The following is a 12,300-nucleotide window of genomic DNA, read 5'->3' on the forward strand; positions in this document are numbered from 1 at the left end:
GGGCGCAACTCATCGCGCGCCCCAGGCCCCGCGTCGGGTCGGGCCGGGGCGGCGGGGACCGCCCTACGCGGACGCCTTCTTCCGCGTCGTCTTCGCCGTCGTCTTCTCCTTCGAGGACGACGAGCGGCCCGAGGTCTTCTTGGCCGCGGGCTTCGAGCCCTCGTCCTTCGCGCCGCCGCCCTTGGCCCGGGAACCGGAGGAGCCCTTGCCCGACGACGAGGCGGCCTTGCGGCCCGAGCCGCCCTTCGCCGTCGACCCGCCGGACGACCCCGACCCGCCGGCACGGCTGCTCTTCGAGGACGCGACGGACTTGCGCAGCGCCTCCATGAGGTCGATCACCTCGGCGCCCTCGCCCTTCTCGGGCTGCTCGCCGAACGTCTCGGCGGTGTCGAGCGCGTCCCCCTGCTCGAGCTTGGCCTCGATGAGCTGGCGGAGCTGCACCTGGTAGTCGTCCTCGTACTCCTCGGGCGTGAAGTCCGCCTCGAAGCTCGCGACGAGCTGCGCGGACATGGCGAGCTCCTTGTCGGTCACCTTCGCCTCGTCGTCCAGCGAGGGGAACGCGGCCTCGCGCACCTCGTCGGCCCACAGCAGCGTCTGGAGCACGAGCACGTCGTCGCGCACGCGCATCGCAGCGAGCCGCGTGCGCTGACGCAGCGCGAACTTCACGATCGCCGTCCGGTCGGTCTCCTCGAGCGTGCGCCGCATGAGCACGTACGCCTTGTTGGACTTCGAGTCGGGCTCCAGGTAGTAGCTGCGGTCGAGCAGGAGCGGGTCGATCTGCTCGCTCGGCACGAACTCGACGACCTCGATCTCGCGGCTGCGCTCGGCGGGCAGCGCCGCGAAGTCCTCGCCCGTGAGCACGACGGTGCGCTCCCCGTCGTCGTACGCCTTGTCGATGTGCTCGTAGGGCACGACCTCGCCGTCGATCTCGCACACGCGCCGGTAGCGGATGCGCCCGCCGTCCTTGTCGTGCACCTGGTGCAGCGGCACGTCGTGGTCCTCCGTCGCGGAGTACACCTTGACGGGGACGTTGACGAGACCGAACGTGATGGCGCCCTTCCAGATGGCCCTCATGCGTCCATGGTGGCGCCCTGCGCGCCCGCCCGCGAGGGGGCGGCGGCTCCGGGTCGCAGGCGAGCGACGCGCGACCCCGCCCGACGACGCCCGCGTGTGGGTGGCCCGCGGCACCATGGTCTCGTGGCGGGGACGAGGTTCGAGTTCGAGGCAGAGCTGTGGCGGTGGGAGGCGCGCACCGACAGCTGGGTGTTCGCCGCGCTGCCGGAGGACGTGAGCGACGAGATCGCGGAGCTGCCCCTCCCGCCCGCGGGGTTCGGCTCGGTCAAGGTCGAGGTGACGCTCGGGGCGCAGCGCTGGTCGACGTCGGTGTTCCCCGACGCGGGGCGCAAGACGTTCGTCGTGCCCATCAAGGCCGCGGTGCGGCGCGCCGAGGGCGTCGACGTCGGCGACCGGGTGACGATCGGCGTCGAGACCCTGCTCTGACGGGCGTCAGCCGAGCAGGCCGACGTGCAGCGCGCGCAGGACGGCGCGCGTGCGGTCGCGCGTCCCCAGCTTGAGCAGCACGGTCGACACGTGGTTCTTCACGGTCCCCTCGGCGAGGAAGAGCGCGTGCGCGATCTCGCGGTTGGAGAACCCCGCCGCGACGAGACGGAGCACCTCGAGCTCACGGTCGGTCAGCTCCTGCACCGGGCCGGTGCCGTCGTCCAGGTCGTCGGCGGGGACGGTCCCGGCTCGCACCGCCCGGAGGAGACGGTCGGTGATCGACGGCTGCACGAGGGTGCCGCCGGTGGCGAGCGTGCGGACGGCGCCCGTGAGCTGCTCGAGCGTCACGTCCTTGAGGAGGTAGCCGCGGGCTCCCGCCCGCAGGGCGCGGAGCACGAGCGCGTCGTCGTCGAACGTCGTGAGCACGAGGACGGGCACGTCGTGCCCGCTCTCGGCCATCGCCTCGAGAGCCCAGATGCCGTCGTGGCGCGGCATGCGCAGGTCGAGCAGGACGACGTCGGGCTCGTGCTCGCGCACGGCCGCGAGCGCCGTCATCCCGTCCTCCGCCTCCGCGACGACGGTGATGTCCGGCGCGAGCTCGAGGAGGCTGCGGATCCCCTGCCGCACGAGGGTCTGGTCGTCGACGAGCAGGACGCGCACCGCGGGGTCGCTCATGCTCCGGTCACGGTCGAGCCGACCGGTCCGGCACCCCGCACGAGGGCTCGGCCGTCGCCGTCGACGCGGCGGCGCTCGACGACGCTCCGCCGCACGGGGTCGAGCTCGACCTCGACCCGGAACCCGTTCCGCCCGTCGAGCCGGACGGTCCCGCCGGCGGCGCGGACCCGCTCCTCGATCCCCCGCAGCCCGTTGCCGGGCTCCACACGCGCGGCGCCCCACCCGTCGTCCTGCGCGACGAGCCGCACCCGGCCCTCGTCGGCGGTGACGACGACGTCGAGCACGGTCGCCTCGGCGTGCCGGATCGCGTTGGTCAGCGCCTCCTGGACCACGCGCACGAGCACGACCGTCTGGTCCTCGTCGACAGTGACGTCGTCGGCGACGGCGACTCGCACGCGCGGCACGGTCACCCGCTCGGCGAGCGCGCCGAGCGACTCCTGCAGGCTGGGCGCCTGCCGCCGCAGCTCGCCCACCGTGGCGCGCACGTCGCCGAGCAGCTCACGGGCGACGCCCTTGGCCCGGAGCACGTGCTCGCGCGCCGGGCCGCCGTCCTGGTGGCTCGCCGTCTCCAGCTCGAGGGCGAGCACGGTGAGCTGGTGGCCGAGGACGTCGTGCAGCTCGCGCGCGATCCGCAGGCGCTCCTGGGAGCGCGTCGACTCGTCCCGCAGCACCGCCGCCGCCCGCAGCTCGACGTGCGCGACGGCGAGCTGCTCGCGCATGCGCCGCTCGCGCTGGAGCGCGAGGGTCGAGCCGACGCTCGCGACCTGGAGCAGCAGGTAGATCGTCGCGGTGAGCAGGGCGTCGGTCGCCGAGCCGCGCAGCCCGACGGCGGCACCGACGACCACGGCGTTCACCGCGACGACGACCGCGACGACCGGCACGGGCACCACGTACACGCTCAGCGCCGCGACGACGACGAGCAGGATCGGGAGCCAGCCCGCGCCGGGCGCCGTGAGCACGAGCGTCCCCACGAGCACGACCTGCGCGCCCAGCAGCGTGTACGCGCGGGGCGTGGCGAAGCCCGACCCGAGGACGATCCCGACGGTGGCCAGGACGAACGCCGCGAACACCGCGAGCCAGGCCACGACGGGGAGCGTCAGGGCATCGGGGGCGGCGATCGGGACGAGCGCCCCGATGCCGAGGATGACGACGAGCATCGCGATGCCCGCCCACACCTCCGGGTCGGTCCGTCGCATCCCTCCACCCTACGGACCCGTCGGCCGGGCGCGACGTGCCGGAAGTCATGGGCGGGGTCGGTGACGACCGGCACGCGCGGGCCGGTCCCCGCGGTCCCTAGCGTCGGAGCACGCACCTGGGCAGGACGACCCGAGCGGTGGCACGCACGCCGCGGACGAGCAGGAGGACGACATGGACGCCGTCGACGCACGGAACCTCACGAAGCGCTACCGCCGCAAGGGCGGAACCACGACGGCGGTGGACGACGTCAGCCTCGTCGCCGTCGAGGGCGAGGTCCTGGGGATCCTCGGCCCCAACGGGGCGGGGAAGACGACGACGGTCGAGATGGTCGCGGGCGTGCGCCGACCCGACCACGGGTCCGTGCGGGTGCTCGGCCTCGACCCGTTCACGGACCGTGCCGCGGTGCGCCAGGTGCTCGGGGTGCAGCTCCAGTCGGGCTTTCTGCACGGCGCGCTGACGGTGCGCGAGCTCGCGCACCTCTACCGCACGTTCTACGGCGCGGGCCGCGACCCCGACGAGCTGGTCGCGACGCTCGGGCTCGAGGAGCAGCGCGACGTGCGCTACGAGCGGCTCTCGGGGGGTCAGCAGCAGCGGGTCGCGATCGTCCTCGCGCTCGTGGGGGACCCGCGCGTCGTGATCCTCGACGAGCTCACGACCGGGCTCGACCCGCAGGCCCGCCGGCAGGTCTGGGGCGTCGTGGAGGACCTGCGCGACGGCGGCGCGACCGTGCTCCTCGTCTCGCACCTCATGGAGGAGGTCGAGCGGCTCTGCGACCGCGTGACCCTGATCGAGAGCGGTCGCGTCGTCGCGCACGACACCCCGGCCGGGCTGGTCGCGGGTGCCGGGCTGGACCAGCGCGTGCGGTTCCGCGTCGCGCAGCCTCTCCCGCCCGCGCTCCTGGACCGCGTCCCCGGCGTGGACGACGTCGCGGTCCGCGGGGACCAGGTCGTGGTGACCGGTCGCGGCGACCTGCTCCAGGAGGTGAGCACCGCGCTCGTGCGGGCCGGCGTCGTCGCGACCGAGACCCGGCTCGAGCGCGCGACGCTCGACGACGCGTTCCTCGCCCTGACGGGACGCCCGCTGACCGACGACCTGCCGGGCGAGTCCCGGGCGACGACCGCCCCGACCGAGGAGGCCGCATGACCACCACCGTCCCCGCCGTCACGACCCCGTCCGGACGGGGCGCCTCGACGCGTCCCGGGCCGCGCGCGTGGGCGGCGCTGGTCGGCGCCGAGGCGCGGATGGTCGCGCGCGACACCGCCGGGCTCGTCATGCCGTTCGGCATGCCCGTGCTGATCCTCGTCATGTACGGGCTCAGCGACGCCACGACGACGGTCCTCCCGGGCTCGGGCGGACGGACGGCGTTCGACGTCTTCGTCGTGCCGGTCGTGCTCGCCGTCGTCGTCGGCATGATCGGCGTCGTCAACATGCCGAGCTTCCTGGCCTACTACCGGCGGTCCGGCATCCTCAAGCGTCTGTCCGTCACGCCCGCGTCGCCCGCGATGGTGCTCGTCGCGCAGGTCGTGGTGAGCGTCGCCCAGACCGCCGGGGGCGTCGCGCTCGCCCTCGGCGTCGCGACGGTCGCGTTCGACGCACGGCTCCCCGCCTCCCCCGGGGTCGCGCTCGGCGTGCTCGCCCTGGCGTCGGCGGCGATGTACGCGGTCGGGATGCTCGTGGCCGCCGTCGCGCCGACCCCGAACGCCGCGCTCGCGCTCGGCCTCGTCGCGTTCTTCGCGTTCGGGGCGACGGGCGGCATGTTCGGCGCCGTGTCGAACCTCCCCGAACCGGTCGCGCGGGTCGGGGAGATGCTGCCCTTCGGCGCCGCGGTGCAGGCGCTCGGCGACGCGTGGGCAGGGCAGCCCGTGGAGCCGGCGCACCTCGTCGCGCTCGGCGGCGCGGTCGTCGTCGGGACCGTCGGCGCGGCGCGCTGGTTCCGCTGGACCTGAGGCCGGCTCCGCCGGCCACCGGCGCCGCCGACCCGCGGGGTGGGTGGCGTCAGCCGTCGTGGCGGCGCTCGTGGAACGCCTCGTCGGCGACCTGCGCCGTCCGCATGAAGCTCTCCATCACCTCGCGCGGCGTGGCGAGCTCGTCCGTGTTCTCCGTGGGCTCGGGCACGCCGTCGAGGCCGCGCACCTCGTCGTGGATGCGCTCCATCGTGGTGTCGAGCGTCGCGGCGACGTCGGCCGCGAGCTTGAGGGCGTCGGTGAGGTGCTGCGGCACGTCTCGCTGGTACTTGTAGTAGATCTTGTGCTCGAGGCTCGCCCAGAAGTCCATCGCGATCGTGCGGAGCTGGATCTCCACCACGACGTCCTCGACGCGGTCCGACAGGAACACCGGCACCTGCACGATGAGGTGCAGGCTCTTGTACCCGTTGCCCTTGGGGTGGGCGATGTAGTCGCGCTCCTCCAGGACCGTGAGGTCGCGCTGGCCGACGAGCAGGTCCCGCACGCGGTAGATGTCCGAGACGAACGCGCACGTCACGCGCACGCCCGCGACGTCGAACATGTTCTCCCGCACGCCCTCCGGAGTGAGCGGGATCCCCTTGCGCCGCGCCTTCGCGACGATCGAGTCGAGCGACTTCAGGCGCGAGCCGAGGTGCTCGATGGGGTTGTCGTCGTGGACGTGCCGGAACTCGTCGCGCAGGACGGTGATCTTGGTCATCACCTCGTCGATGCCGAACTTGTAGTTCATCATCAGGCGCCGGAACTCGCGGACGCGCGGACCGATCTCCGCGGGGAGCGGTACGTCGTCGGCCGTCAGGTGCGTCACGGTGTTCCTCTCGGTCTGCCTCGTCCCGGCGGTCTCCACGGCTGGGTCGGACCGCCTCCTCCAGTGTGCACGGTCGAGGGCGCCGGGAAGTTCCCGCCGCGGCCCGCGGGCAGGGTCCTTGGTCCCGCGTCGGGTCCCGCCCGGCAGGCGGCGCGGACGGGCGCGCGTCACGATGGGCCCATGGCCACCTCATCGAGCCGCGGCGCGGGCGAGACGGTGAGCGTCGGGGGCCACCGCCTGCGGCTCACGAACCTCGACAAGGTCCTCTACCCCGCCACCGGCACGACGAAGGCGGACGTCCTCGCGTACCTCGCGGCCGTCGCCGACGTCATGCTCCCCCACTGCGCCCACCGGCCCGCGACGCGCAAGCGCTGGCCGGACGGGGTCGACGGGCAGGTGTTCTTCCAGAAGAACGCGGGGCAGGGCGTGCCGTCGTGGGTGCGCACGCGCCGCATCCAGCACAAGAGCAGCGCGAACGACTACGTGCTCGTCGACGACCTGGCCACGCTGACGTGGCTCGGCCAGACGGCGTCGCTGGAGCTGCACGTGCCGCAGTGGCAGTTCGGCCGCACCGGGGTCCACCTGAACCCGGACCGGCTCGTCCTCGACCTGGACCCGGGGCCCGGGGCCGGGCTGGCCGAGTGCGCGGAGGTCGCGCGCCTGGCCCGGCAGATCCTGCAGGGCATGGGGCTCGAGCCCCTGCCCGTGACGAGCGGGTCCAAGGGCATCCACCTGTACGCCGCGCTCGACGGCAAGCAGGACGCCGCGGCCGTCTCCGCCGTCGCGCACGAGCTCGCGCGCTACCTCGAGGCCGAGCACCCCGACCTCGTCGTGAGCGACATGAAGAAGTCGCTGCGCGGCGGCAAGGTGCTCGTCGACTGGAGCCAGAACAACGGCAACAAGACGACCATCGCGCCGTACTCGCTGCGCGGGCGCAAGCACCCGACCGTCGCGGCGCCCCGCACGTGGGAGGAGCTCGACGACCCGGACCTGCGGCACCTCGACAAGGACGAGGTGGTCGAGCGCGTGCGGACGATCGGCGACCCGCTCGCGGCCCTCACCCTCGGCCACCTCTCCGCGCTCGAGCCCACGCCCGAGCGCATGGCGACGTTCGAGCGCAAGGGCGCTGCGACGTCGGGCAGCGGCGGAGACGGCCCCGGGGCGAGCGACGACGACCGACCCGACCGCCTGCACCGGTACCGCTCGATGCGTGACGCCCAGCGCACGCCCGAGCCGGTGCCGGACGACGCACCGCCCCCGAGCGCGGGCAACAGCTTCGTCATCCAGGAGCACCACGCCCGGCGGCTGCACTGGGACTTCCGGCTCGAGCACGACGGCGTCCTCGTGAGCTGGGCGCTGCCCCGCGGCGAGCCGACCGACCCGAAGAAGAACCACCTCGCCGTCCAGACCGAGGACCACCCGCTCGCGTACGGGTCGTTCGAGGGCACGATCCCGCAGGGCGAGTACGGAGCGGGCGAGGTGACGATCTGGGACGCCGGAACGTACGAGCTCGAGAAGTGGCGCGACGGCAAGGAGGTCATCGTCACCCTCCACGGCGAGCAGCACGGCACGCGCCGCCTCGCGCTCATCCACACGGGCGGCCGCGACGGCCGCGAGGACGACAACTGGCTCATCCACCTCATGGCCCCGCGCGGCGGCACCCCGGGGCCGGTGTCCGCGGGAGGCCGCGACCAGGGCGAGACGAAGAAGGCGGGTGGGGCGCTCGCGCCGGGTCGTGGCGGGTCTGGCGGGAGCGCCGAGGAACGAGGCGCGGATGGTAGACCCGGCGCGAGCGCCCCACCCGCCACCCAGCCCGACCACGGCCCCGACCAAACCCCGACCGAACCGCAGCCGGCTCGGACGGACTGGCGGCCCATGCTCGCTTCTCCCGCGACGCCAGGCGACCTGCGCGACGGCGATGGTTGGGCGTTCGAGATGAAGTGGGACGGGTTCCGGGCGCTCGCGCACGTGTCGCACGGCCAGGTGCGGCTCGTGAGCCGCTCGGGCAAGGACATGACGGTGACGTACCCGGAGCTGCAGGCGCTCGCCGACCAGGTCCCCGCCGAGGCGCTGCCCGTGGTGCTCGACGGGGAGATCGTCGCGCTCGATGCGCGCGGGCGCCCGAGCTTCCGCCGCCTGCAGCAGCGCGCGAACATCGCCAAGCCCGGCGACGTGGCGGCGGCGCGGCGGAAGGTCGCCGTCGACCTCATGGTGTTCGACATTCTCGAGACGGCGGGGCGCTCCTTGGCGAAGCGCCCCTACGACGAGCGCCGAGAGCTCCTCGAGGACGTGCTCGACGACGCGCACGCACCCGTGCACGTGCCGCCCGCGTTCGACGGCGACCTCGACGCGGCGATGGAGACGTCGAGGCGGCTCGGCCTGGAGGGGGTCGTCGCCAAGCGGCGCGACGGCACGTACTCGTCCGGTCGCCGGTCGACGCTGTGGCTCAAGCTCAAGCACGCGCAGTCGCAGGAGGTCGTCGTCGTGGGGTGGCGGCCGGGGCACGGCGACCGGACGCACCTCGTCGGGTCGCTCCTGCTCGCGGTGCCCGACGGCGACCGGCTGGTCTACGTGGGCCGCGTCGGGTCGGGCTTCACGGACGCCGAGCGACGCGACCTCGTCGCCGAGCTCGGCCGGATCGAGCGCACGACGGCGCCCGCGACGGGAGTGTCCCGCGAGGACGCGCGGGACGCGCGCTGGGTCTCGCCGCGCCGGGTCGCCGAGGTCGTCTACGCCGAGTGGACGGGGCCCGGCGAGGGCGAGGGCGACGACATCCCGTTCGGCAAGCTGCGGCACCCCGTCTGGAAGGGGTGGCGGCGCGACAGGTCGCCGGCCGACGTCGTGCGCGAGGAGCCCGCGACGCTCGACCGGTGACGGATCGTCGACGGCCGTTGACGCGGCCCGCGACCCGCGGGACCGTTGCAGCGTCGAGGCTTCTCGGCTCCCCTCCGACGCAGGACGGTGACCATGACCGACACGTCCTCCGCACCTCCCGCCCCCGAGCGCCCGCCCCGGCTCCCGCCGCGCTGGTTCGTCCGTACGGCCTGGGTCGTGCACCGCGCGTACTACCGGGTCACGGGTCACCGGCGGGGCCTGTGGCGCCCGCAGCCCGAGAAGTGGGGCACGCTCCTGCTCCGCACGGTCGGGCGGCGCTCCGGCCGCGAGCACGACGTGATCGTCGGCTACGTCGAGGACGGCCCGAACCTCGTCACGCTCGCGATGAACGGCTGGGCCGCGCCCGAGCCGGCGTGGTGGCTCAACCTCCAGGCGCACCCCGACACCACCGTCGAGCTGCACGGCGAGACGCGCGCCGTCCACGGTCGCGCGGCCGAGGGGGCGGAGCGCGCCCGGCTCTGGGAGCGGTGGCGCACGTTCGACCACGCGCTGGACGGGTTCGCCGCGCGCCGCCCGACCGAGACGGCGGTCGTCGTGCTGGAGCCCCGTCCCGCAGAGGCGCCCGCCGGCGACAGCGCGTAGGGCGGGGGCGCTGCCGACGCGTCCCGCCGGTCGTCACCCGGTGCTGGGCGCGGCTCTCGGCCTGGTCCGGGAACCGGTCCGGGACGTCGAAGGGGCGTCCGTGCAATTGGTATACCATTTCGCCATGGCACATCTCCCCCCTCCCGGTGGCGCCGCGCCCCTGCGGCGTCGTACGCGCCGCACCCGGCGTGCCGTCGCGGCGTGGGCGACGGCCGTCGTCGTCGGCCTGCTCGCCGCCTGCTCGCCGGGCGATCCGGGCGACGCTGCCTCTCCCGATCCCGCGCGGACCCCCGGCGCCCCGTCCCCCGCCCCGCCCCCTGCGCCCGACCCCTCGGACGAGCCCGCGGTCCTCGAGGAGCCGGTGGAGGCCCCCGCGCGCTACCTGCTCGCGACCGAGGCCGAGTCCGACGGGCTCGCCGTCGTCGATCCGACGATCCGGGACGGGAGCGCCGTCGTCGACCGCGTCGAGGTCGGCGCCGCGCCCTGGGGGATCGCCGTGCACGCCCCGACGATGCGCGCGTACGTCTCGACGGCGCAGGGCGTCGCGGTCGTCGACCTCACCACGCGCGAGCGCGTCGACCTGATCCCCTACCGAGACACGCCCGCCCGGGTCGGGTTCGGCGAGTACCGACGCGGCGGCATGGGCATCGCGGTGTCGCCGGACGGCACCCGCGTCTACGTGGCCGTCCACCGGGGCGACTCGTCCACGCTCGAGACGATCGACGTCGCCGCGCGCGAGGTCCTCGCGAGCACGCCCGTGGGCCTGCGGCCGTTCGACGTGCTCGTCGCGGCCGACGGCCGCGCGGTCTACACGGTCGACCACGACGAGTTCTCCGTGCACGTCGTCGACACCACGACGTTCGAGGCCCGGCGGATCGAGGTCGCCCCCTTCGGCACGGAGGGCGGCCTCGCGTCGTTCGAGAAGCCGCACTACGCCGTCCTCGACGACGACGGGTCGCTCCTCCTCCCCTACCAGGGACGCGTCCTGGTCCGTCTCGACCCGGCCACCGGCACGACGACGACGGTGCCGTCCGCGGCCGACAGCCACCAGCACGGCGTCGCCCGCGCGCCCGACGGCCGCGTCGTCGTCGTGGGCAACGGCCCGTTCGGCAACGCCGCGGGCGGCCCCAACGTGGCCGTGCTCGACCCCGCGACCGGGTCGGAGCAGGTCGCGCCGCTGACGCGCCGGCACGAGACCGCGACCACGTGGACCGACCCCGCGACTGGGGCCCTCAGCGCCGTGCTCGCCGGCGGCTACACCCAGGCCGAGGCGTGGGACGGCGCGACCGTCGTCGACCTCGCCACCCTCGCCACGTACGAGATCCAGATCCCCGGACGGCCCCAGGTCGTCGTCCCGCTCCCGGAAGGACCCGCCGCATGACCAGCCCGAACGCCCCCGAGACCGTCACCGTCCTGCGCGACGTCCGCCCCTGGGGCGGCGAGCGGGTCGACCTGCACGTCGCCGACGGACGGATCGCCGCGGTGACGCCGCACGACCCTGCCGCGCCCGCGCCGTCGGGCACGTCGTCGGACGCGCCGGCCGCCGGGGCCGACGGGGTCGTCGACGGACGCGGCCTGCTCGCGCTGCCCGGCCTCGTCAACGCCCACGCGCACGTCGACAAGAGCTGGTGGGGCAAGCCGTGGGTCAGCTACGGCGGCGAGGCGACGACGCAGGGCCGCATCGCGCACGAGCGCGCGCACCGCGACGAGCTCGGCATCCCCGGCGTCGACGTCACGCTCGCCGTGCTGCGCGAGTTCGTCCGCCACGGCACGACGGCGATCCGCACCCACGTGGACGTCGACCTCGGCCTGGGCCTGCACGGCATCGAGGTCGTGCGCGAGGCGCTCGCCGCGCTCGGCGGCGCCGTGCACGCCGAGATCGTCGCGTTCCCCCAGGACGGCGTGCTGCGTCGCCCGGGCGTGCTCGACCTCCTCGACGCGGCCGCCGCCGCGGGGGCCGAGCACGTCGGCGGCCTCGACCCCGCCTCGATCGACCGCGACCCGGTCGGCCAGCTCGACGGGCTCTTCGCGATCGCCGAGCGCCGCGGCGTCGGGATCGACGTGCACCTCCACGACGGCGGCGACCTCGGCGCGTTCCAGGTCGAGCTCATGATCGACCGCACGCTGCGCGCGGGACTCCAGGGCAAGGTCAACGTCGCGCACGGCTTCGCGGTCGGCGACGTCCCGGCGTCGCGCCAGGCGGACCTCGTCGCCGCGATGGGCGAGGCCGGCATCACCATGACGACCGTCGCGCCGATCGGCGCCGCGCCCCTGCCCGTGCACGCGCTGCGCGCCGCGGGCGTCGCCGTCGGGCTCGGCACGGACGGGATCCGCGACCTGTGGTCGCCGTACGGGACCGGGGACCTCCTCGCCCTCACGACGCAGCTCGCGCGCCTGTCCCGGTTCCGGTACGACGAGGAGCTCGTCACCGCGGCGCGCGTCGCGACGTCCGACGCCGCGCGCTTCGTCGGCCGCGACGTGCACGACCTCGTCGTCGGCGCGCCCGCGGACGTCGTGCTCGTGGACGCCGAGAACGTGCCCGACGCCGTCGTGCGCGCCCCGCGCCGCGCGCTCGTCGTGGCCGCGGGCCGGGTCGTCGCGCGCGACGGCGACGTGCTCGTCTGAGCCCTCCCCGAGGCGGGCCGTCGCCCGGCCGCGACCCGCGCGCGGCCAGGCGATGAG

11 protein-coding genes are annotated in these 12,300 nt (G+C 74.8%); 7 read left to right on the forward strand and 4 right to left on the reverse strand.

The genetic code is table 11. The features are described 5' to 3' along the window. Positions 1–63: 63 nt before the first annotated feature. Positions 64–1,074 (reverse strand): non-homologous end joining protein Ku, encoded by a 1,011-nt coding sequence (ku, locus tag NHH00_RS04065; RefSeq protein WP_253050370.1) that lies wholly within the window; start codon positions 1,072–1,074, stop codon positions 64–66. A gap of 123 nt (positions 1,075–1,197) precedes the next feature. Here ku and NHH00_RS04070 point away from each other — a divergent pair, with 123 nt between their 5' ends. Continuing rightward, positions 1,198–1,500, forward strand: a complete 303-nt coding sequence (locus NHH00_RS04070; protein ID WP_253050372.1) for a DUF1905 domain-containing protein — start codon at positions 1,198–1,200, stop codon at positions 1,498–1,500. A 6-nt stretch (positions 1,501–1,506) separates the two neighbouring features. On the opposite strand, the gene NHH00_RS04075 is transcribed toward NHH00_RS04070, so the two are convergent. Then, entirely contained in the window at positions 1,507–2,175 is a 669-nt protein-coding gene (locus NHH00_RS04075; protein WP_253050374.1) for a response regulator, read from the reverse strand. Beyond that, a complete protein-coding gene (locus NHH00_RS04080) occupies positions 2,172–3,371 on the reverse strand; it encodes a histidine kinase (protein ID WP_253050376.1) in 1,200 nt (399 codons plus the stop codon). Before NHH00_RS04080 ends, NHH00_RS04075 begins: the two co-directional genes overlap by 4 nt. 172 nt (positions 3,372–3,543) lie before the next feature. On the opposite strand from NHH00_RS04080, the gene NHH00_RS04085 reads away from it, so the two are divergent. Next, a complete protein-coding gene (locus tag NHH00_RS04085; RefSeq protein WP_253050378.1) occupies positions 3,544–4,515 on the forward strand; it encodes an ABC transporter ATP-binding protein in 972 nt (323 codons plus the stop codon). Continuing rightward, the gene (locus NHH00_RS04090; RefSeq protein ID WP_253050380.1) at positions 4,512–5,318 is read left to right on the forward strand and encodes an ABC transporter permease; all 807 of its coding nucleotides are present in this window, start codon (positions 4,512–4,514) and stop codon (positions 5,316–5,318) included. Before NHH00_RS04085 ends, NHH00_RS04090 begins: the two co-directional genes overlap by 4 nt. A 49-nt stretch (positions 5,319–5,367) precedes the next feature. Here NHH00_RS04090 and NHH00_RS04095 read toward each other — a convergent pair whose 3' ends face one another. Continuing rightward, on the reverse strand, positions 5,368–6,066 hold the full coding sequence (locus tag NHH00_RS04095) for a GTP pyrophosphokinase (protein ID WP_253050773.1): 699 nt from the start codon (positions 6,064–6,066) through the stop codon (positions 5,368–5,370). A 255-nt stretch (positions 6,067–6,321) separates the two neighbouring features. Here NHH00_RS04095 and NHH00_RS04100 point away from each other — a divergent pair, with 255 nt between their 5' ends. The 4 genes from NHH00_RS04100 to NHH00_RS04115 all read left to right on the forward strand — a co-directional run bounded on the left by NHH00_RS04100 (position 6,322) and on the right by NHH00_RS04115 (position 12,243). After that, positions 6,322–9,015, forward strand: a complete 2,694-nt coding sequence (locus NHH00_RS04100; RefSeq protein ID WP_253050382.1) for an ATP-dependent DNA ligase — start codon at positions 6,322–6,324, stop codon at positions 9,013–9,015. Positions 9,016–9,108: 93 nt separating this feature from the next. Further along, positions 9,109–9,618 (forward strand): nitroreductase/quinone reductase family protein, encoded by a 510-nt coding sequence (locus NHH00_RS04105; protein WP_253050383.1) that lies wholly within the window; start codon positions 9,109–9,111, stop codon positions 9,616–9,618. 124 nt (positions 9,619–9,742) lie between these two features. Beyond that, positions 9,743–10,999 carry a YncE family protein gene (locus NHH00_RS04110; protein ID WP_253050795.1) on the forward strand — a complete coding sequence of 419 codons (1,257 nt, stop codon included), beginning with the start codon at positions 9,743–9,745 and terminating at the stop codon, positions 10,997–10,999. After that, on the forward strand, positions 10,996–12,243 hold the full coding sequence (locus NHH00_RS04115) for an amidohydrolase (protein WP_253050385.1): 1,248 nt from the start codon (positions 10,996–10,998) through the stop codon (positions 12,241–12,243). Before NHH00_RS04110 ends, NHH00_RS04115 begins: the two co-directional genes overlap by 4 nt. Positions 12,244–12,300: the final 57 nt, after the last annotated feature.

The organism is Cellulosimicrobium cellulans, from assembly GCF_024124905.1.
Classification (GTDB): domain Bacteria; phylum Actinomycetota; class Actinomycetes; order Actinomycetales; family Cellulomonadaceae; genus Cellulosimicrobium; species Cellulosimicrobium cellulans_G.